Origin of the sequence: Pseudomonas sp. UBA4617 (assembly GCF_002386445.1) — a bacterium.
In the GTDB taxonomy this organism is placed as follows: Bacteria; Pseudomonadota; Gammaproteobacteria; order Pseudomonadales; family Pseudomonadaceae; genus Aquipseudomonas.
Genome location: NZ_DGIR01000026.1, coordinates 15,730 through 34,531, shown reverse-complemented (window position 1 = coordinate 34,531; position 18,802 = coordinate 15,730). Strand labels below are relative to the sequence as shown.

At 63.3% G+C, this 18,802-nt stretch carries 21 protein-coding genes and 1 pseudogene; 13 read left to right on the top strand and 9 right to left on the bottom strand.

The annotated features are described in order from the left end of the window. Positions 1-26: 26 nt before the first annotated feature. Positions 27-671, top strand: a complete 645-nt coding sequence (locus B4L76_RS11290; RefSeq protein ID WP_296232514.1) for a DedA family protein — start codon at positions 27-29, stop codon at positions 669-671. Between the two features lie 501 nt (positions 672-1,172). Here B4L76_RS11290 and B4L76_RS11285 read toward each other — a convergent pair. Continuing rightward, positions 1,173-1,799: pseudogene (locus B4L76_RS11285) on the bottom strand (sterol desaturase family protein); the annotation flags it as partial. A gap of 112 nt (positions 1,800-1,911) precedes the next feature. On the opposite strand from B4L76_RS11285, the gene elbB reads away from it, so the two are divergent. Continuing rightward, a complete protein-coding gene (elbB, locus tag B4L76_RS11280; protein WP_296232512.1) occupies positions 1,912-2,571 on the top strand; it encodes an isoprenoid biosynthesis glyoxalase ElbB in 660 nt (219 codons plus the stop codon). Positions 2,572-2,749: 178 nt separating this feature from the next. On the opposite strand, the gene B4L76_RS11275 is transcribed toward elbB, so the two are convergent. After that, positions 2,750-3,202, bottom strand: coding sequence for a YaiI/YqxD family protein (locus B4L76_RS11275; RefSeq protein WP_296232510.1), 453 nt, complete (start codon positions 3,200-3,202; stop codon positions 2,750-2,752). Between the two features lie 174 nt (positions 3,203-3,376). Here B4L76_RS11275 and B4L76_RS11270 point away from each other — a divergent pair, with 174 nt between their 5' ends. From B4L76_RS11270 to B4L76_RS11260, 3 genes are all read left to right on the top strand, one after another. After that, positions 3,377-6,241, top strand: a complete 2,865-nt coding sequence (locus B4L76_RS11270; protein ID WP_296232509.1) for a class I adenylate cyclase — start codon at positions 3,377-3,379, stop codon at positions 6,239-6,241. A gap of 70 nt (positions 6,242-6,311) precedes the next feature. Continuing rightward, positions 6,312-6,623 carry a hypothetical protein gene (locus B4L76_RS11265; protein ID WP_296232507.1) on the top strand — a complete coding sequence of 104 codons (312 nt, stop codon included), beginning with the start codon at positions 6,312-6,314 and terminating at the stop codon, positions 6,621-6,623. Next, positions 6,583-7,155, top strand: coding sequence for a hypothetical protein (locus B4L76_RS11260; protein WP_296232504.1), 573 nt, complete (start codon positions 6,583-6,585; stop codon positions 7,153-7,155). The genes B4L76_RS11265 and B4L76_RS11260 overlap by 41 nt, the downstream gene beginning before the upstream one ends. A gap of 17 nt (positions 7,156-7,172) precedes the next feature. On the opposite strand, the gene rnk is transcribed toward B4L76_RS11260, so the two are convergent. From rnk to cyaY, 3 genes are all read right to left on the bottom strand, one after another. Further along, positions 7,173-7,583, bottom strand: coding sequence for a nucleoside diphosphate kinase regulator (gene rnk / locus B4L76_RS11255; protein WP_296232502.1), 411 nt, complete (start codon positions 7,581-7,583; stop codon positions 7,173-7,175). Positions 7,584-7,728: 145 nt separating this feature from the next. Then, positions 7,729-7,953, bottom strand: a complete 225-nt coding sequence (locus B4L76_RS11250) for a DUF1289 domain-containing protein (protein ID WP_296232500.1) — start codon at positions 7,951-7,953, stop codon at positions 7,729-7,731. 1 nt (position 7,954) lies between these two features. Then, positions 7,955-8,287 (bottom strand): iron donor protein CyaY, encoded by a 333-nt coding sequence (cyaY, locus tag B4L76_RS11245; RefSeq protein WP_170033689.1) that lies wholly within the window; start codon positions 8,285-8,287, stop codon positions 7,955-7,957. Between the two features lie 250 nt (positions 8,288-8,537). Between cyaY and lptM the strand changes: the two genes are divergently transcribed. The 6 genes from lptM to B4L76_RS11215 are packed head-to-tail and all read left to right on the top strand — an operon-like array spanning position 8,538 to position 13,157. After that, positions 8,538-8,750 carry an LPS translocon maturation chaperone LptM gene (gene lptM / locus B4L76_RS11240; protein WP_296232498.1) on the top strand — a complete coding sequence of 71 codons (213 nt, stop codon included), beginning with the start codon at positions 8,538-8,540 and terminating at the stop codon, positions 8,748-8,750. Positions 8,751-8,759: 9 nt separating this feature from the next. After that, on the top strand, positions 8,760-10,007 hold the full coding sequence (gene lysA, locus B4L76_RS11235; protein WP_296232496.1) for a diaminopimelate decarboxylase: 1,248 nt from the start codon (positions 8,760-8,762) through the stop codon (positions 10,005-10,007). A gap of 4 nt (positions 10,008-10,011) precedes the next feature. Further along, positions 10,012-10,842 carry a diaminopimelate epimerase gene (gene dapF / locus B4L76_RS11230; RefSeq protein WP_296232494.1) on the top strand — a complete coding sequence of 277 codons (831 nt, stop codon included), beginning with the start codon at positions 10,012-10,014 and terminating at the stop codon, positions 10,840-10,842. A gap of 13 nt (positions 10,843-10,855) precedes the next feature. After that, complete coding sequence (locus B4L76_RS11225; protein WP_296232493.1) at positions 10,856-11,566, top strand: DUF484 family protein; 711 nt, start codon at positions 10,856-10,858, stop codon at positions 11,564-11,566. Further along, positions 11,566-12,465: a tyrosine recombinase XerC gene (xerC, locus tag B4L76_RS11220; RefSeq protein ID WP_296232491.1), complete on the top strand. Its 900-nt coding sequence runs from the start codon at positions 11,566-11,568 to the stop codon at positions 12,463-12,465. The genes B4L76_RS11225 and xerC overlap by 1 nt, the downstream gene beginning before the upstream one ends. Then, the gene (locus B4L76_RS11215) at positions 12,462-13,157 is read left to right on the top strand and encodes an HAD family hydrolase (RefSeq protein ID WP_296232490.1); all 696 of its coding nucleotides are present in this window, start codon (positions 12,462-12,464) and stop codon (positions 13,155-13,157) included. Before xerC ends, B4L76_RS11215 begins: the two co-directional genes overlap by 4 nt. A gap of 109 nt (positions 13,158-13,266) precedes the next feature. On the opposite strand, the gene sutA is transcribed toward B4L76_RS11215, so the two are convergent. The 3 genes from sutA to glnK all read right to left on the bottom strand — a co-directional run bounded on the left by sutA (position 13,267) and on the right by glnK (position 15,741). Continuing rightward, positions 13,267-13,596: a transcriptional regulator SutA gene (gene sutA, locus B4L76_RS11210; RefSeq protein ID WP_296232489.1), complete on the bottom strand. Its 330-nt coding sequence runs from the start codon at positions 13,594-13,596 to the stop codon at positions 13,267-13,269. A 428-nt stretch (positions 13,597-14,024) separates the two neighbouring features. Then, positions 14,025-15,356 carry an ammonium transporter gene (locus B4L76_RS11205; RefSeq protein ID WP_225779718.1) on the bottom strand — a complete coding sequence of 444 codons (1,332 nt, stop codon included), beginning with the start codon at positions 15,354-15,356 and terminating at the stop codon, positions 14,025-14,027. Between the two features lie 46 nt (positions 15,357-15,402). Continuing rightward, positions 15,403-15,741: a P-II family nitrogen regulator gene (glnK, locus tag B4L76_RS11200; RefSeq protein WP_002555808.1), complete on the bottom strand. Its 339-nt coding sequence runs from the start codon at positions 15,739-15,741 to the stop codon at positions 15,403-15,405. A gap of 400 nt (positions 15,742-16,141) precedes the next feature. Here glnK and B4L76_RS11195 point away from each other — a divergent pair, with 400 nt between their 5' ends. Both B4L76_RS11195 and B4L76_RS11190 read left to right on the top strand, forming a co-directional pair. Then, a complete protein-coding gene (locus tag B4L76_RS11195; RefSeq protein WP_296232488.1) occupies positions 16,142-16,408 on the top strand; it encodes an accessory factor UbiK family protein in 267 nt (88 codons plus the stop codon). Beyond that, positions 16,409-16,762, top strand: coding sequence for a gamma-glutamylcyclotransferase family protein (locus tag B4L76_RS11190; protein ID WP_296232487.1), 354 nt, complete (start codon positions 16,409-16,411; stop codon positions 16,760-16,762). Between the two features lie 23 nt (positions 16,763-16,785). Here B4L76_RS11190 and B4L76_RS11185 read toward each other — a convergent pair whose 3' ends face one another. After that, the gene (locus tag B4L76_RS11185; RefSeq protein ID WP_296232486.1) at positions 16,786-18,765 is read right to left on the bottom strand and encodes a DUF4034 domain-containing protein; all 1,980 of its coding nucleotides are present in this window, start codon (positions 18,763-18,765) and stop codon (positions 16,786-16,788) included. Positions 18,766-18,802: the final 37 nt, after the last annotated feature.

Sequence of the window (18,802 nt, the reverse complement as noted above, 5' to 3'; positions counted from 1 at the left end):
CGTTCATTTCGCCAGCACCTCAGAAAATGCTTCAACAATTCCTGCAGGATTTCGGCTACTTCGCCCTTTTTCTTGGCACCTTCTTCGAAGGCGAGACCATCCTGGTGCTTGCGGGATTCCTTGCGTTCCGCGGTTACATGGACATCAACCTGGTGTGCCTGGTGGCCTTTTTCGGCAGTTATGCCGGCGATCAGCTGTGGTACTTCATGGGCCGTCGCCACGGCCGCAGGATTCTGGCGCGCAGGCCACGCTGGCAGGCGATGGGCGACCGGGCACTGGACCACATCCGTCGCCACCCTGACATCTGGGTTCTGAGCTTCCGCTTCGTCTATGGCCTGCGCACGGTCATGCCGGTGGCGATCGGCCTGTCCGGCTACCCGCCACGCCGCTACCTGCTGCTGAACGGTCTGGGCGCGGCGATCTGGGCAGTCGCCCTGGGCGCGGCCGCGTACCACTTCGGCGCCATTCTCGAAGGCCTGCTGGGCAACGTGAAGCGCTACGAGCTCTGGGTACTGGGTGGCCTGCTGGCGCTGGGGGGCCTGTTATGGCTGCGCCGGCGCTTCCGCACCCTGCGGGCGGAGCGCAAGGCGGCGGACCAGGCCCAGGCCCCAGAGACTGAGCAGGCCGTAAGCCACGAGCAGGAACCAGGCAAGCGGCACGACCACCGCTAGGCCCGATGCACCGGCCAGGTACAGCGCCGGCGCGCTTGCCACCAGCCGTACCAGTTCCAGGCGCGTGGCCCATGGCCGGTTTTCCAGGAGCGTGCCCAGTACGAACAAGCCAAACGCCATCAGCAACCAGCCGAGCACCAGCGCGGCGGTTGGCACGCGCTCGGCCACGCCCATCAGATAGCTGCCCAGCGCCAGGTAAACCACAAATTGTGCCGCCACGTAGGCCTGCTGCGGGCGGCCCAGGGCAACCTCGAACTTGCGGAACAACACCAGGTCCTGCTTGCCATGCGGGTAGCGGGCGGCTACATCGGCCGGGCGCCACCCCGTGGGCATGAACCAGATGCGCAGCTTGTCCCACACGTTGCCGGCACGCCGGGCGTCATGCCAGAGCTGGGCATAGAACTGCAGGTTGGCCCATAGCGGGTTCCAGCTGGCCAGCGGCGTGGTCACGCCGAACACTACCGGCTCGGCCGGGTCCTCCTCCTGGTATGTGCCGAACAGACGGTCCCAGAGAATGAACACACCGCCGTAGTTGCGATCCAAGTAAGCAGGATTTTGCGCATGGTGGACGCGATGGTTGGATGGCGTGATCAACACCCACTCGAGCCAGCCAAGCTTGGCGATATGCCGGGTATGTACCCAGAACTGGTACAACAGGTTGAGCGACGCCACAGTGATGAACACCACTGGCGGCACCCCGACCAGCGCCAACGGCAGGTAGAAGATCCAGGAAAAGATGAAGCCGCTGCTGGTCTGGCGCAGCGCGGTGGTGAGGTTGTACTCCTCGCTCTGGTGATGCACCGAGTGCGCGGCCCACAGCACGTTGCGCTCGTGACCGAGGCGGTGCAGCCAGTAATAACAGAAGTCGTACAGGACGAAAGCCAGCAACCACACCCACCAGGCCTGCGCCGGCAAGCGCAGCAGCGCCAGATGCTCGAATGCGAGTGCATAGGTCAGCAGCCCCAGCCCCTTGGTCAGCAGCCCGGTGCTGGTCGACAGTGCACCTGTGCTGAGGCTGTTGATCGAGTCGGCCAGGGTGTAATTGCGCTGCCCACGCACGCGGTCGGCCGCCAGCTCCACGGCGATCAACACGAAGAAGAACGGCACGGCCAGCAATATCAGATCCATGGGCATGAGCTCAGGCGTTATCCACCAAGATTAGGCCGTAGCCGCAGGAATCCCTATGGCGACATCTGCCAAACTAGAGGACATTTAGCGCCTCGACACTGGAGTAATGAGCATGACAAAAAAAGTAGCGGTGATTCTTTCCGGCTGTGGCGTGTATGACGGCGCCGAAATCCACGAAAGCGTGATCACCCTGCTGCGCCTCGACCAGCGCGGTGCGCAAGTGCAGTGCTTTGCGCCCAACATTGCGCAGCTGCATGTGATCAACCACCTGACCGGCGAAGAAATGCCCGAGTCGCGCAATGTACTGGTGGAGTCGGCGCGCATTGCCCGCGGCCAGGTCAAGGACATTCGCGAGGCCAAGGCCGAGGACTTCGATGCGCTGATCGTCCCGGGCGGGTTCGGTGCGGCGAAGAACCTCTCCAACTTTGCCGTGGAGGGCGCCAACTGCAGCGTCAACCCGGATGTGCTGGCCCTGGCCGAAGCCTTTGCAACGGCATGCAAGCCGGTTGGCCTGATCTGTATTTCGCCGGCGCTGGCAGCGAAGATCTACGGACCGGGAGTGGTCTGCACCATCGGTACTGACGCAGACACCGCAGCGGCCGTGGTGAAAATGGGCGGTACCCATGAACAATGTGACGTGCACGATATCGTCGAAGACTCCCAGCGCAAGCTGGTTACTACCCCGGCATACATGGAGGCCAAGTCGATCAGCGAGGCGGCTGGCGGCATCTACAAGCTGGTGGATCGGGTGCTGGAGCTGACCCACGAGTAACGGGTGCAAGATTCAGAATCTGACGGGGTCCCTGTAGGAGCGGCCTTGTGCCGCGAAAGGGCGGCGAAGCGGCCCGGAATTTCAGCTTCGCCGCATGAATTGCCGGGGCCGCGCTGCGGCACTTTCGCGGCACAAGGCCGCTCCCACATGGCGCGTTCATCCCGCCAGCCGGGTTGCTTCAGGGTTTGGAAAGCCGGGCAATGATACGGTCCAGCGCATTGGCAAACGCCTGCTTCTCGCGCTCGCCATACGGCGCCTGCCCTCCCCCCACCTGGCCCTGCTCGCGCAGTTCGGTGAACAGATTGCGCGCCGCCAGCCGGTCACCCATGTTGCGCTCGTCGAACTCGCGCCCACGCGGGTCCAGCGCTGCCACGCCCTTTTTCACCAGGCGGTCGGCCAATGGTACGTCACTGCAGATCACCAGTTCGCCGGGCACGGCGTGCTCCACCAGATAATCGTCCGCGGCGTCCATGCCGCTGGGTACAACGATCAGGCGTACGGTGGCGAATGCCGGCTTGGCCACAGCCTGGCCCGCGACCATGACCACTTCAAACTTGCGCTTGAGGGCGAACTTGACGACCAGATCCTTGGCCGCCTTGGGGCAGGCGTCGGCATCGATCCACACACGCATCGGGTAACCTCATCATTCTTCCAAGGCAGCCATCATGCCTCAACGGCAGCAAAAGCTGGAGCTTGCCGCCCATCGGCGATGGCAAAATGGCGTCAATTTTTCAACTGACGCTTATCCACTGCCGAGCCCTCAGGCTAAACTCGCCACAGCTCCGTTGGCCTGCCCGAGTGCGCAATGAACCACCCCCACGAAATCCGCCCCGACCTGGATGAAGGCATCGACCGCAAGGAGCTGGCGACCTTGCGCGCGCGTTTCCTGCGGCTCAACCAGGGCCGGCTGCAGCGGGCAATGGAAGGCCTGTCGACGCGCCAGCAACAGGTGCTGAGGCTGTTGCCGTTGCTGTTCCACATAAACCATCCGCTGCTGCCAGGCTATGTTTCGGGCAGCACCCCTGCCGGCGTATCGGGTTACGAGCCAGGCGCCGAGCTGCTGCTCGAAGCCCAGCGCCTGGCCCGCTCGTTCACCTACAAGGCCCGTCACGGCAACCCGCCGCGGCCGATCCATGGCCTGTTCCTGATGGGCAGCCTGGGCTCGCTGGCGCAGGCCGAGCACAGCGACATGGACCTGTGGGTGTGCCATGCGCCCGACCTGGCCGATGAACAGCTGGGCGAACTGCGACGCAAGTGCCAGTTGCTGGAAGCATGGGCGGAAAGCCTGGGCGCCGAGGCGCATTTCTTCCTGATCGACACGCAAGGTTTCGCCCAGGGCCAACGCGCGGGCCAGCTCGGCTCCGACGACTGCGGTACCACCCAGCACTACCTGCTGCTGGACGAGTTCTACCGCACCACCATCTGGCTGGCCGGGCGCACGCCGTTGTGGTGGATGGTGCCGGTGTACCAGGAACAGCACTATCACAGCTACACCCAGGCCCTGCTGTCCAAGCGCTTCATCCGCAGCCAGGACGCGCTCGACCTCGGCAGCCTGGCGCACATTCCGCCGGGCGAGTTCGTTGGCGCCGGCATGTGGCAGCTGTTCAAAGCTATCGACTCGCCCTACAAGTCGCTGCTCAAGCTGTTGCTGACCGAGGCCTATGCCAGCGAACACCCCGCCGTGCGCTGCCTGAGCCTGGACTACAAGCAAGCCGTGTTCGCCAACCAGCTCGACCTCGACGCGTTGGACCCCTACGTGATGGTCTACCGGCGCATCGAACACTACCTGCTGCAGCGTGGCGAACGGGCCCGCCTGGAGTTGGTACGCCGCAGCCTGTACCTGAAGGTCAACAAGAAGCTCAGCGATGCATCCCGGACCAATGGCTGGCAACGCCGACTGCTGCAACGCCTGACTGACGAATGGGGCTGGGACACGCGCCAGCTGGCACTGCTGGACAGCCGCAACCAGTGGAAAGTCCAGCACGTCGCCGTGGAACGCCGCGACCTGGTAGCGGAGCTGAATCACAGCTACCGCTTTCTCAACCAGTTCGCCCGCACGCAGAACGCCAGCAGCCGCGCCGACCAGCGTGACCTAAACGTGCTGGGTCGGCGCCTGTATGCGGCTTTCGAGCGCCGTGCCGGCAAGGTCGAGGTGATCAACCCAGGCATCGCCCCGGATCTCGCCGAAGGGACGCTGACCCTGGTCCAGGCGCCCAACCGCAAGGAGCCCGGTAGCTACCACTGGGGGCTGTACACCGGCAACCTGAGCACGCATGACGTGGAGCATTTCAGCCCGTTGAAACGCTGCCGCGAGCTGATCGAACTGCTGACCTGGGCGCACCGCAACGGGGTGATCGACAGCAGCACGCGCCTGGCCTTGCACCCCGGTGTCAGCGACCTCAGCGAAATCGAGCTGTTCAACCTGGTGGGCTGCCTGCAGCAGAGCATTCCCCTGCCCTTGCCGATCGTCAGCGAGGTGCGCCTGCTGCAACCCAGTGTTGCCGACGAAGTACTGCTGCTGGTCAACGTCGCGGTCGACCCGCTGCGCCACCACCGCGACCTGAACATCCTGATGACCACCGAGCGCACCGACTCGCTAAGCTACGCCGGTGTGCGCGAAAACCTGGTGCTGACCCTGGACCAGGTCACCCTCAACAGCTGGAACGAGGTGCTGGTCCAGCGCTATGACGGCGAACATGCGCTGGTGCGCTGCCTGCGCGATTTTCTCAACGGCCCGGTGCTGCATGGCCAGCGGCCACGGGTGCGGGTACGCTGCTTCTGCCAGAGCCGCGCCCAGGCCATCAGCCAGCGCGTGGAGGAAATATTCGACACGGTGCAGTTGCTGCTTGACCAGGGCCAGAACCACCGCTACCTGCTGCAGGTTGCCCAGCATACCCATGTGCTTGAACTGCTGGCCGGGCACGTAAGCCTGACGACCCTGGCCGACCACGAGGCATTACTGGCCTACCTTGGCGAAGAACGCAGTACCTACAGCCCCCTGTACCTGGACGCCAACGCCCTGCCGGACCACGACCTGCGCCTGGTCCTGGAACAAGGCCAGCCAGCCTGCATCCAGGTGTTCTACCGCCTGCAGGGAGGCTGGGCCGAGTTGTATGTGCTGGATGAGTACAACGCCTTGTGGCAACAGCGCCTGCCACTGCACGACGAAGCACACCTGCTGCTGCCGCTGCAGCGCTTTCTGCGCTCGGTGGTGATGCGCCGCGATGCCCGGTTGCCGATGGACACCCTGCGGCCGGCGTCATCGGACATCCATTACGCCCAGTTGCTGCCATCCGGCCCAGGCAAGGCGCGCAGCAGCGAGCCGCGCCCGGCCCCTTTCGAAGGCAGCAACCAGCCCTACTACGAGGTACAGGCCATTATCCAGGCCGGGGTCGCGGGTGCTGCGCATGTAACGCTGTACTGCGACCAGCAGGAGTTTTCCGAACTGGAGCATGGCGAGCAGCTGTATGCGGTAGTAGCCCGACAGATCCTGGGCCAACGCCGCAGTGCCGGCCAGTATCGTTGCTACATCACCGACCTTGACCTGTCGGCGCTGCTCGAGGACGAGCAAGGGTCGACCATCCTTTATCTGCGTTACAAGGAGCACCTGGAGCTGGCGCTCAATCAGGGCCTGGCGCAGCTGCAGCCGCCTGTCTCAGCGTTACGCTAGAGCATTTCCCTCTGCTCCACGCTCCGCCAGCTAAACATGCTTGCCACTCGACTAACGAGTAGAGCTGAACATGAACAAACAGAGCTGGATGGGAGCGTTGCCCGAACTGGGCCGACTACGGGTTGATCAGTTGATTCTCCCCGGGAGTCATGACTCGGGCATGGACAAACAAGCCGACAACATCGTGCCGCTGCAGGAAGTGACCCAGGATGTATCGTGCATCGAGCAGATCCGCAACGGCATTCGCGTTCTTGACCTGCGAGTGCGCGCCAACCGCGAATACACGCCCGATTCGCCTCACCCGTTACAAGCTTTATCACTTGAGTACTTCGGGGCGTACCGTGCTCGGCGACGTCGTGCTGGAGTTGAAGCGTTTTTATGACGACCCTGCCACTCAGCGGGAGATCATCATTCTCAACTTCCACCAGTTCGACAACTTCACTGACAAGGAACACGAGTGGATGCTGGGAATGCTGGAAAAGCACATGGGACAGCGGATCATCCCATGGGCGCTGCACGAACTCACCCTGGATGACTTGTGGAACGCGCACCCCGGCAAGACCGTGGTCATTGCGTACAACCACCACGCCCGGGCGCAGCATTGGCCGGGCGTGAAGCACCACTGGTTCGGGGAGAACACGCCATCCACCGAAGAGCTGAAAACATTCATGGACCAGTGCGCGCAACGCTACAGGACCGGTGATAGGCTACGTTCGATTCAGTGTGCGAAATACAACAAGGTTGTATTCACACCCGACGATTTCAGCGACAAGATCGACGAATGGTTCGCCTCGAAAGACATCGACAGCTACATCCAGGGCTTCGACATCATCAACACCGATTGGTCACTGCGCAGCCGCATCGTCGAGAACTGCATCCACGCCTGCCAAGTCAGGGCGCGGAACATGCAATGAAGTAGCCGGGCGGGCGATCAGAGGTCGAAATCGCCCGCCGCTTCCGGCTGGTACTCGACTTCCAGCAGCTTCAGCTTGAGGGTCTTGCCCCCCGGTGCCGGCCAGTCGATCTGCTCGCCCACCGACAACCCCAGCAAGGCGCAACCAATCGGCGCGAGGATCGAAACCGTGCCTTCAGGCCCTGAGTCCTTCGGGTACACCAAGGTCAGGTGGTAGTCCTTGCCGCTGGCTTCTTCACGGCAATGCACGCGCGAGTTCATGGTCACCACGCCAGCCGGCACCTCCTCATGACCGACTACCTGCTCGGCACGGTCCAGCTCGCCCATCAAGGCAAGCACACCCGGCGTACTCTCGTCGAGGCTGTCGATCAGACGCTCCAGACGCTGTACGTCCAATCGGGTGAGGATGAGGGAAGGCTTGGTGCTCATGATCCAGTCAGACTCCTTTGAACAGGCGGTTTTCAACATGCAGATAAAGCAAAACCCCGCCCAAGGGCGGGGTTTGTAATGGCATTGCGTCACTGACGCAGAACCCGACACTACCACAGCCGGGCAAATACTCAAGCCCCTGCGATCAGTGTGCCTTAGCCTGATCGCGCAGGGCCCGGGCTTCGCGGCAGATCTGCCGGCGCCGCTCGTCATCGGCCGAGCGCCATTCGCGAATGTGCTCTACATGCCGGTGGCAGCCGGTACAGATACGCTGCTCGTCCAGCCGGCACACGCTGATGCACGGCGACGGCACGGCAGGGCTGACGTTGCTGTAGAGCGGCCTGGGCGGCCGGGCCTGGGTGCTGCTCATGTCAGATCTCGTCGAAGTCCAGCTTTTCCCCGGCCCGTTCCCAGACGATGCGTTCGAGCATTTCGCCGAGCAGCTCCTCGCTCTTCTCGCACACCCACTTGCCGCTCTCTTCGTCGTAGTCGAAGTGGAAACCACCGGAACGGTCGGCAAGCCACAACTGGCGCAGCGGTTCCTGGCGGCTGAAGATCAGCGTGCTGCCGTTGTCGAACTTGATGGTCAGGACACCCGCCGAGTTTTCCATGTCCAGGTCCAGGCCGCTCTCGTCGAACAGGTCTTCCAGGGCCTGTTGGGTAGTGTCGACCAGATCATGGAAACGCGCTTCACTCAAACTCATTACAGGAACCTCGAAATTGGCTGCGTTACTGGCATGCCGGGCAAGATACGGGCGCTTGCCGCCGAATGCAAAGTTTTACCCATTGCCTGCAGCGGCGCGAACTCGAAGCCTGCGCAGTGCCTGCAGGATTGGGAACGGGCCGCTGCAAGCGCCAAGAATAGCCCGCCCGGCGGGCCTGCCCTTGCATAGGCAAGCCGTCGGTCGCTCGGTATACTCGGCGCAATACTGCAAATTTCTAAGGATTTCACCCATGAAGCGCCTGATTTCCTCCTTCGCGGCGCTGGTCGCTGTTGCCTGCCTCGTTTCGGCCTGCGGCCAGAAAGGTCCACTGTACCTGCCTGAAGACGGCGATAACGGCAAAGCGCACAAGTCGCACCAGCACTCGCCAAAAGCCAAGCCGGCCACGACGCAGGAACAGCAGCCCGAGCTGCAGTCCGAGCCCGAGCAGTTGCCAGCGCAGTAAGGAAACCAGATGAACGCTTTCAACTACCGCGACGGCGAGCTGTTCGCGGAGGGCGTGGGCCTGTCGGCCATCGCCGAACGTTACGGCACTCCCACCTACGTGTATTCGCGTGCCCACATCGAGGCCCAGTACCGCAGCTACACCGACGCCCTGCAAGGCACCGAGCACCTGGTGTGCTTCGCGGTCAAGGCCAACTCCAACCTGGGCGTGCTGAACGTGCTGGCGCGCCTGGGCGCCGGTTTCGATATCGTCTCCGGCGGCGAGCTGGAGCGCGTGCTGGCCGCTGGCGGCCGCGCTGACCGCGTGGTGTTCTCCGGTGTCGGCAAAACCCGCGAGGACATGCGCCGCGCCCTGGAAGTCGGGGTGCACTGTTTCAACGTCGAATCCACCGACGAGCTGGAACGCCTGCAAGTGGTGGCCGCCGAAATGGGCAAGGTTGCCCCGGTCTCGCTGCGGGTCAACCCGGACGTCGACGCCGGCACCCACCCGTACATCTCCACGGGCCTCAAGGAAAACAAGTTCGGCATCGCCATCGCCGACGCCGAGGCCATCTATGTGCGCGCCGCGCAGTTGCCGAACCTGGAAGTGGTCGGGGTCGACTGCCACATCGGTTCGCAACTGACCAGCGTCGAGCCTTTCCTCGACGCCCTCGACCGCCTGCTGGTGCTGGTCGACCGCCTGGCCGAATGCGGTATCCACCTGCGCCACCTGGACCTGGGCGGCGGTGTCGGTGTGCGCTATCGCGATGAACAGCCACCCCTGGTGGCCGACTATATCAAAGCCATCCGCGAGCGCATCGGCGACCGCGACCTGGCCCTGGTGTTCGAACCGGGTCGCTACATCGTGGCCAATGCCGGCGTGCTGCTGACCCGCGTGGAATACCTCAAGCACACCGAACACAAGGACTTCGCCATCGTCGATGCGGCGATGAACGACCTGATCCGCCCGGCCCTGTACCAGGCCTGGATGGGCGTCAGCGCGGTCATCCCACGTGAAGGTGAAGGCCGTGCCTACGACCTGGTCGGGCCGATCTGCGAGACCGGTGACTTCCTTGCCAAGGACCGTGTGCTGAACCTGGCCGAAGGCGATCTGCTGGCTGTTCAGTCTGCGGGCGCCTATGGTTTTGTCATGAGTTCCAACTACAACACCCGCGGCCGTTGCGCTGAAATCCTGGTCGACGGCGACCAGGCCTTCGAAGTTCGCCGCCGCGAGACCATCGCCGAATTGTACGCTGGCGAAAGCCTGCTGCCGGAGTAAGCCCATGCTGCTGCGTTTTACCAAGATGCATGGGTTGGGCAACGACTTCATGGTCCTCGACCTGGTCAGCCAGCACGCGCACATCCAGCCCAAGCACGCCAAACAATGGGGCGATCGCCATACCGGCATCGGTTTCGACCAGTTGCTGATCGTCGAGGCGCCGAACAACCCGGAGGTGGACTTCCGCTACCGCATCTTCAATGCCGACGGCTCTGAGGTCGAGCAGTGCGGCAACGGTGCGCGCTGCTTCGCCCGCTTCGTGCTGGACAAGCGCCTGACCGCGAAGAAGCGCATTCGCGTGGAAACCAAGAGCGGCATCATCGAACTGGACGTGCAGAACGACGGCCAGGTCAGTGTCGACATGGGCCCGCCACGCTTCAACCCGGCGGACATTCCGTTCGTCGCCGACGAGCAGGCGCTGAGCTACCCACTGGAAGTCGACGGCCAGGTGTATCCGATCGCCGCCCTGTCCATGGGTAACCCGCATGCCGTGCTGCGGGTCGACGACGTGCGTAGCGCCCCTGTGCACCAGCTGGGGCCGAAAATCGAAAACCACCCACGCTTCCCACAGCGGGTGAATGCCGGCTTCCTTCAGGTTGTCGACCGTCACCGCGCCAACCTGCGCGTGTGGGAACGCGGCGCGGGCGAAACCCAGGCCTGCGGCACCGGCGCCTGCGCCGCTGCCGTGGCGGCGATCAGCCAGGGCTGGATGGACTCTCCGGTGTCCCTCGAGCTGCCCGGTGGCCGCCTGCACATCGAATGGGCCGGCCCTGGCAAGCCTGTGCTGATGACCGGCCCAGCCGTACGCGTCTACGAAGGACAGGTTCGTCTCTAAGCGAGTAACCGCCATGACCGATCAGCCAAAGGTTGTACCCAAGCAGTCCGCCGAGCTCGATGCCGATGCGGTTGTCGCCTACCTGCGCGCCCACCCTACTTTCTTCGCCGAGCACGACGAACTGCTGATCGAACAGCGCATCCCGCACCAACGCGGCGACAGCGTGTCGCTGGTCGAGCGCCAGCTCAAGCTGTTGCGCGACCGCAACATCGAAATGCGCCATCGCCTGTCACAACTGATGGATGTGGCCCGTGACAATGACCGGCTGTTCGACAAGACCCGTCGGCTGATCCTCGACCTGCTGGATGCCGGCAGCCTGGAGGAAGTGGTAATGGCGGTCGAAGACAGCCTGCGCCAGGAATTCCAGGTGCCCTTCGTCAGCCTGATCCTGTTCGGGGAGAACGTTGCGCCGGTCGGGCGCTGGGTCAGCAATGCCGAAGCGCAGCAGGCCATCGGCGCCCTACTGGGCGGCGGCAAGACCGTCAGCGGCAACCTGCGCGAGCACGAGCTGGCATTCCTGTTTGGCGAAGAGCAGCGCCGAGAGGTTGGCTCCAGCGCGGTGGCTGCCCTGGAATATCAAGGCCTGCACGGCGTGCTGGCGATCGGCAGCCGCGACCCGCAGCACTACAAGAGCAGCGTCGGCACCCTGTTCCTCGGCTATATCGCCGAGGTACTTGGCCGCGTTGTACCGCGCGTTACCCAGACCCTGCGCCCGGTGCGCTGATGGAACGCCAGCTGGAGGCTTATTGCGCACACCTGCGCAATGAGCGCCAGGTTTCCGAGCATACCCTGCTGGGCTACCGTCGCGACCTGGACAAGGTTGTCGCCTACTGCAAGGAACATGGCATTGCCGGCTGGCAAGCGCTGCAGATCCAGCAGCTACGCCAGCTGATCGCTCGCCAGCACCATCATGGCCAGTCCTCGCGCAGCCTGGCGCGGCTGTTGTCGGCGGTGCGCGGCCTGTACCGCTATCTCAACCGCGAGGGCCTGTGCCAGCATGACCCGGCCAGCGGCCTGAGCGCGCCCAAGGGCGAGCGCCGGCTGCCCAAGGTCCTGGACACCGACCGCGCCCTGCAGCTGCTGGATGGTGGCGTCGATGACGATTTCATCGCTCGCCGTGACCAGGCCATGCTCGAACTGTTCTATTCATCGGGCCTGCGCCTGTCCGAGCTGACCAACCTCGACCTCGACCACCTCGACCTCGCTGCCGGCCTGGTACAGGTGCTGGGCAAGGGCAGCAAGACGCGCGTATTGCCAGTAGGTCGCAAGGCCCGTGAAGCGCTGCAGGCCTGGTACCGCCTGCGCGGCCTCGGCAACCCGCGCGACCGCGCGGTGTTCATTACCCGCCAGGGCAACCGCATCAGCCCAAGGGCGGTCCAGCAACGGGTGAAGGTGGCTGGCGAGCGCGAGTTGGGCCAGCACCTGCACCCCCACATGCTTCGCCATTCCTTCGCCAGCCATGTGCTGGAATCGTCCCAGGACCTGCGCGCGGTGCAGGAGATGCTCGGCCATGCCGACATCGGCACCACACAGATCTACACCCACCTGGACTTCCAGCACCTGGCCGCGGTGTACGACAGCGCCCACCCTCGGGCCAAACGCAGCAAAGGCACAGACTCATGAGCATCAAGCTGATCACCTTCGACCTCGACGACACCTTGTGGGATACCGCGCCGGTAATTGCCAGCGCGGAAGTGGTGCTGCGCGATTGGCTCGAAGCCAACGCCCCAATCCTCGGAGGCGTGCCGGTGGAGCACCTGTTCGCCATTCGTGAGCGCCTGGTGCAGGCCGAACCCGGTCTGAAACACCGCATCAGCGCCCTGCGCCGACGCGTGCTGTTCCATGCCCTGGAAGAAGTCGGCTACAGCGAAAAACATGCGCAGGAACTGGCCAACGAAGGCTTCGAAGTATTCCTGCATGCCCGCCACCAAGTGGAGATTTTCCCGGAGGTGCAGCCGGTGCTGGAGATCCTGCGCCACCACTACACCTTGGGCGTGGTCACCAACGGCAATGCCGACGTGAGCCGGCTGGGCCTGGCCGATTACTTCCGCTTTGCCCTGTGTGCCGAAGACCTCGGCATCGGCAAGCCCGACCCGGCACCCTTCCTGGAGGCGCTGCGCCGCGGTGAAGTGGACGCCAGTGCCGCCGTGCACATCGGCGATCACCCCGGCGACGATATCGCCGGCGCCCAGCGCGCCGGGCTGCGGGCGGTATGGTTCAACCCGCAGGGCAAGGCCTGGGCCGGTGAACAGGCACCGGATGCCGAGATCCAGCGGCTGTCGCAGCTACCTGACGTGCTCGCGCGCTGGCGCTGACAGATTCTCTGCGGCTCCTCATGGTCGTCTCCAGGGCCGCACAGGCCTGGCCTGTACAACTGGCACAAAAAAGCCCGCAGCGACGGCGGGCCTTTTGACGATCAGCCACTCAGATAGGGCGGCTGCCGTACTTGTTGTCCGGCTTCTTGGGTGGGTCGGCGACAACGTTGGCCTCGACTTCCTGAACCTTGCCGCCGCGAGCGAGGAACTCTTCCATGGCCTTGGCCAGGGCATCACGTTCCTTCTGCTTGGCTTCCATGCTCGGCATCTCGTCTACCGAGACAGCCGCCTTGGACTTGCCCTTGGCAGTGGGTGCCGGGCTGCTGTCATCATCGCCGGCATCTTCGGCGACTTCATCAGCCGCTGCTTCGAGGCCCTCGTCAGCCTCGTCTTCGTCGCCTACTTCGAGGTCATCATTTTCCAGATCGTCGTCGCTCATGTTCTACCTCATGACTTGCGAAAAGCAGGTTAGTTATAGACCAGTGCAGCCGTAGACCGGCAGCCACCAGTGAAAATTCAACTGGCCGTGGTAAGGCCACTGCCCTAGGGCCGGCGCTCCTGATGGGAGGCGGTACCCAGCAGACCCTGCTCCTGGCAGGACCTGACAAATCCATAAGCCCCTGCTGGCCACTCGCTATTGGCAAGCCTAGCAAAGGCTGGCGAAGCGTGCGGACAACAGTCAAACACCCTTCGGCGCGCATTCTAGCGCGCCAGAAGAAAAAGCAAAGCACCCTGAACGCTCTACGTTTTGTAAGTTTTATGCCCACGTCGCAAACGTACCGAATAAACCGTTTGCCGAACGCGAAATGCTAAAAATCTGGCAAAAAAATGCCCGGCAAGCCGGGCAAGTTTTTTACCGCGCCGCGGTTACAGGTTGTAGCCGCGTTCGTTGTGCTGAGCCAGGTCGAGGCCGACCGACTCTTCTTCTTCATTGACCCGCAGGCCCATCACCAGGTCCAGCACCTTGAGAATCACATAGGTGACGATGGCGGTGTAGAGCACGGTCAGGATCACACCTTTGGCCTGGATCCAGACCTGCATGCCGATGTCGGTCACGGTACCGAAGCCACCCAGTGCCGGGGCAGCGAACACACCGGTGAGAATGGCGCCGACGATACCGCCGATGCCGTGCACGCCGAAGGCATCCAGCGAGTCGTCATAGCCCAGCTTGCGTTTCAGGCTGGTGGCGCAGAAGTAGCAGATCACACCAGCGGCCAGGCCGATCACCAGGGCACCCATCGGGCCGACGGTACCGGCAGCCGGGGTAATCGCGACCAGGCCGGCGACCACGCCCGAGGCGATACCCAGGGCACTCGGTTTGCCGTGGCCAACCCACTCGGCGAACATCCAGCTCAGTGCAGCGGCGGCAGTTGCGATCTGAGTCACCAGCATGGCCATGCCCGCAGTACCGTTGGCGGCAGCGGCAGAACCTGCGTTGAAGCCGAACCAGCCAACCCACAGCATCGCCGCGCCGACAAGGGTGTAGCCCAGGTTGTGCGGAGCCATCGGGGTGGTCGGGTAGCCCTTGCGCTTGCCCAGCACCAGGCAGCAGACCAGGCCAGCGACACCGGCGTTGATGTGCACCACGGTGCCGCCAGCGAAGTCCAGTACGCCCCAGTCCCACATCAGCGCACCGTCACCGCTCCACACCATGTGGGCGATCGGCGCGTAGACCAGGGTGAACCAGATGCCCATGAACACCAGCATCGCGGAGAACTTCATGCGCTCGGCAAAGGCACCGACGATCAGCGCCGGGGTGATGATGGCGAAGGTCATCTGGAAGGTGATGAACACCGCCTCGGGGAACAGCGCGGTGGCCGAGGTCAGGTTACCGGGCGTGACGCCGCTGAGGAACGCCTTGGAGAAGCCACCGACGAAGGAATTGAAGTTGAGCACGCCCTTTTCCATACCGGTGGTATCGAAGGCCATGCTGTAGCCGTAGACGACCCACAGAATGCTCATCAGGCCAGTGATTGCAAAGCATTGCATCATCACCGACAGCACGTTCTTGGAGCGCACCATGCCGCCATAGAACAAGGCCAGGCCTGGGATGGTCATGAACAGCACCAGCGCCGTTGCGGTCAGCATCCAGGCGGTGTCGCCGGAGTTCAGCGCTGGGGCAGCTTCCTCTGCCAGGGCAAGCCCGGGCATGACGAGGGACAATAGGGCTCCTAGCCCTGCGATTTTACGCAGAGTCATGTTGTTTTCTCCTGGGGCGTTGGGTTTGGTGAGGCTTTTTTTGCTGTTAGATCGCGTCGGTATCGGTTTCGCCGGTACGGATACGGATCGCCTGCTCCAGATTCACCACGAAAATCTTGCCGTCACCGATCTTGCCGGTGTTGGCTGCCTTGGTGATGGCTTCGATTACCCGATCAAGGTCCTTGTCATCGATGGCGACATCGATCTTCACCTTGGGCAGGAAATCGACCACGTATTCAGCACCGCGATACAGCTCGGTGTGGCCTTTCTGCCGACCGAAGCCTTTGACTTCGGTGACGGTGATGCCTTGCACGCCGATTTCCGACAACGACTCGCGCACGTCGTCTAGCTTGAACGGCTTGATGATGGCTGTGACTAGCTTCATGAAACTCTCTCCCGATTTGGTGGACTTGCCCCAGGAAAACAAACCCGTCTCAAGTCTAAGCGCAGCAGTTGGCTTTGTAACGCGTCGTCGGCATCCGGCTCCGCATGCGCACTGCCTGGTCACAAGGAACCGCATCAGTGCATGGCTCGTACTGGTCTTTGCAGAAACCTTGCCAGTTCTACCAAGGCACCCGGAAAACAGCGGCTTATGTCAGTGAAGCGTGATTGGCCAGTCGCCAGCACGGGATACACGCACCAACCTGGGGCGCGACAGCCCGGCATATTGCTCGAAATGTGTGCAACCACGCGCTCCTGTGGAAGCGAACAATGCGCACTCTAAAGGCGAGGTAGGTGCGTGATACACTGCGGGCCATTTCCCAGTACCAGTGGACAGCCGAACCATGCTCGCGCCAAAAGCCCTCCTCGACGCCCTGAGCGACCAGGCCTCGCGCCTGTTCAGCAGCGATACCACCCAGCCCCGTGCCGAACTGGAAAGCCAGTTCAAGGTGCTGATGCAAGGTGCCTTCAGCAAGCTGGACCTGGTCAGCCGCGATGAATTCGACAGCCAGATGGTTGTGCTGGCGCGCACCCGTGCCCGCCTCGAAGCCCTGGAACAACAAGTAGCCGAGCTGGAAGCGCGGCTGACCCCGACATCACAGGACAAGTGAATGCAGCCTTCCGATGCCTACCCGGTACTGCTGTTCTCATACGGCACCTTGCAGGACAAGGCCGTGCAACTGGCCAACTTCGGCCGTGAGCTGACCGGCCAGGCCGACCGGATGCCCGGCTATCGCCAGGACTGGGTCGAGATAACCGACCCGGCCGTGTTGGCGACCAGCGGCAAGTCCCACCATCCCATCGTCTCCCCCAGCAACCAGGCCGACGACAGCGTGGCCGGCATGGTTTTCCAGATCAACGAAGAAGAGCTGGCGGCTGCCGACCGCTATGAAGTTGCCGACTACAAGCGCATCGCGGTCACCCTCGCGTCGGGGCTCACTGCCTGGGTCTATGTGCGCGCCTGAATCCCTCCAGGCCGCCTCCACATTCACCCGGGCGGCAACTCGCTGGCATGCAGGGTGCCGCGGAACAAGGCCGCGCCGCACTGGGTGAACAACGTCTTCACCCGATTGCGTGAATTGAGCACCTTGGCCTGTATTTCGCCAATGGCCGAATCATCCGGCTGCAAGGTGGCGGCTCGGTTCACCCATTCGATGGCGGCAAAACGGCTTTGTTTGCGGGTGCCGCGCCCTTGCATCCAGGCCAGCCCCAGCTCGGCACTGGCCCGCCCGGCAATCCCGGCTTCAGGATGCTCGACCAGGCTCAGCAGGTAGGCCACCGCTTCGGCCCGCTCCTGCGGCTCGCCAAACCGACGCAACAGGATCCCCAGGTGCAGCCGCGCTTGTGCGTTGGTCTGCGCATTGCCCAGCGCATCAACCAGCAGCTGCCGGACCGCCAGCATGGCGCTGCGATCGTTGAGGTCTTCATCGCCATCCATGCGCAACCGGGCCAGGTGGTACTTGGCTTGCTGGCTGCCAGCCTGCACCGCACGCTGCAGCCAGTACTTGGCCGCCTCGTCATCCAGATATTGCTCAGGGGTGTCGCCCAGCTCGCCGTGATGCAATTCGTACAAAGCAAGGGCAGCCCCTGGCAGATTCAGCTCGGCGCACCGCTCATACAGATAGCAGGCCACCTCATGCCGGTTGCCCGCCCACAGCAGCCGTGCCACGTCGAGCACCCCGAAGCCCGGCGACAGGCCGGCGCACTGGCGCCTTACCGCAATTTGCGCCCAGGCCCTGGCCTGCTCGGCAGAACGCGGCAGGCCCCACAGGCCGAAGCGGTGCCCGGCGGTACGCAATGCGCAGGCCGCCGCATGCGAATGACCCTCACACAAGTACTCGATAGCCGTACGCAGCAGCTGCTTTTCATCTGTCATGCCATCTAGCAGTACCAATTCCGCCAGACAGCGAAATGGCTCGGCCATGGCCGGGATGGCAGCGTGATCTGCCTGGCACGCGAGGCTGGCGGCGATATCACTCATGCCGCCAACGTGGTCGTGCAACGCATGGCTGCGCAACGCCCCACGCCAGGCCAGCAGAATGGCTTGCTCCCTTGGCCTTAACGGGCGCTGCGACCAGGCTTCGAACACTTGTTGCCACTCGGCGACAGCCTGCTGCTGATCGGCATGTGGCAGTGTCAGCCGGTCTTCGACAGGCATCCAGCGCAACGCATTACGCAATGTCTCGTCCCACGCTTCGCACAACGGACCATTGGCCAGCAACTCGATCGCATCCAGGCTGGCACCCCGGCGCGGCTGCAGGTACAACGCCAACGCCTGGATCGCTTCGAAGCAGCCGGGCCGTGCGGCCAGCGCGTGGCGTAACCAGTAGTGGCAGGTATCCTTGCTTTCGCTGTCGGCCCGCCTGTCCAGGCATGCCGGCAACGCTTGCGGCAGCTCGGCCAGAGGCAGCAGCCCATGCTTCACCAGAAACGGTGCCGCAGCCTCTTGCACCTCGACATCGGCACGGGCACTGGGCCGGAAGCGCGCCGGCTGACCTTGGAACAATTCGGCCAGCCAGCCGGGCTCACCGAATTGCGCACTGATGTGCAGCATGCCAATGGCTGCGGCCACGGGCTGGGTGGAGCGGTCCATGGCCCGTAGCAGGTGTGCGGTCGCGGTTTCGCAGATTTGCTCGACGGCGAGCGAGCGCGCCGCGTTGCGCCCGCCGCTGGCCTGCACCTGGCAAGCGCGCTGAAAGCAGTGCAAGCCCATTACCACCTGCGGGTGATAAGCCTTGGGGCAAGCATCTGTCCAGGCCCTGAGCACCTGGCTCAGGGCACGGTCGCCGTTGCAGTCGAGGTCGGCGAGCAAGTGCCCTTCGATAGCTGCAAGGTAGTCGGGGAACTCACCGGGCGGAGCCTGCCGCCATTGCCCTTCAAGGCTATCGTAAAAGCGGTTGAGTTCAGTGAATGCGTTGGCCTGCACCAGTTCGCGGATTACCTGGCGCGTGCGGGTGAGCGTTTGCACGGGGCACCACCTCAAGTCCATTTGAAGGAAGCTGCGG

What these genes read in the sequence shown, in the direction of transcription:
- B4L76_RS11290 (WP_296232514.1), top strand. Translation starts at nt 27, where the DNA reads ATGCTTCAACAATTCCTGCAGGATTTCGGCTACTTCGCCCTTTTTCTT.
- elbB (WP_296232512.1), top strand. Translation starts at nt 1,912, where the DNA reads ATGACAAAAAAAGTAGCGGTGATTCTTTCCGGCTGTGGCGTGTATGAC.
- B4L76_RS11275 (WP_296232510.1), bottom strand. Translation starts at nt 3,202, where the DNA reads ATGCGTGTGTGGATCGATGCCGACGCCTGCCCCAAGGCGGCCAAGGAT.
- B4L76_RS11270 (WP_296232509.1), top strand. Translation starts at nt 3,377, where the DNA reads ATGAACCACCCCCACGAAATCCGCCCCGACCTGGATGAAGGCATCGAC.
- B4L76_RS11265 (WP_296232507.1), top strand. Translation starts at nt 6,312, where the DNA reads ATGAACAAACAGAGCTGGATGGGAGCGTTGCCCGAACTGGGCCGACTA.
- rnk (WP_296232502.1), bottom strand. Translation starts at nt 7,583, where the DNA reads ATGAGCACCAAGCCTTCCCTCATCCTCACCCGATTGGACGTACAGCGT.
- B4L76_RS11250 (WP_296232500.1), bottom strand. Translation starts at nt 7,953, where the DNA reads ATGAGCAGCACCCAGGCCCGGCCGCCCAGGCCGCTCTACAGCAACGTC.
- cyaY (WP_170033689.1), bottom strand. Translation starts at nt 8,287, where the DNA reads ATGAGTTTGAGTGAAGCGCGTTTCCATGATCTGGTCGACACTACCCAA.
- lptM (WP_296232498.1), top strand. Translation starts at nt 8,538, where the DNA reads ATGAAGCGCCTGATTTCCTCCTTCGCGGCGCTGGTCGCTGTTGCCTGC.
- lysA (WP_296232496.1), top strand. Translation starts at nt 8,760, where the DNA reads ATGAACGCTTTCAACTACCGCGACGGCGAGCTGTTCGCGGAGGGCGTG.
- dapF (WP_296232494.1), top strand. Translation starts at nt 10,012, where the DNA reads ATGCTGCTGCGTTTTACCAAGATGCATGGGTTGGGCAACGACTTCATG.
- B4L76_RS11225 (WP_296232493.1), top strand. Translation starts at nt 10,856, where the DNA reads ATGACCGATCAGCCAAAGGTTGTACCCAAGCAGTCCGCCGAGCTCGAT.
- xerC (WP_296232491.1), top strand. Translation starts at nt 11,566, where the DNA reads ATGGAACGCCAGCTGGAGGCTTATTGCGCACACCTGCGCAATGAGCGC.
- B4L76_RS11215 (WP_296232490.1), top strand. Translation starts at nt 12,462, where the DNA reads ATGAGCATCAAGCTGATCACCTTCGACCTCGACGACACCTTGTGGGAT.
- sutA (WP_296232489.1), bottom strand. Translation starts at nt 13,596, where the DNA reads ATGAGCGACGACGATCTGGAAAATGATGACCTCGAAGTAGGCGACGAA.
- B4L76_RS11205 (WP_225779718.1), bottom strand. Translation starts at nt 15,356, where the DNA reads ATGACTCTGCGTAAAATCGCAGGGCTAGGAGCCCTATTGTCCCTCGTC.
- glnK (WP_002555808.1), bottom strand. Translation starts at nt 15,741, where the DNA reads ATGAAGCTAGTCACAGCCATCATCAAGCCGTTCAAGCTAGACGACGTG.
- B4L76_RS11195 (WP_296232488.1), top strand. Translation starts at nt 16,142, where the DNA reads ATGCTCGCGCCAAAAGCCCTCCTCGACGCCCTGAGCGACCAGGCCTCG.
- B4L76_RS11190 (WP_296232487.1), top strand. Translation starts at nt 16,409, where the DNA reads ATGCAGCCTTCCGATGCCTACCCGGTACTGCTGTTCTCATACGGCACC.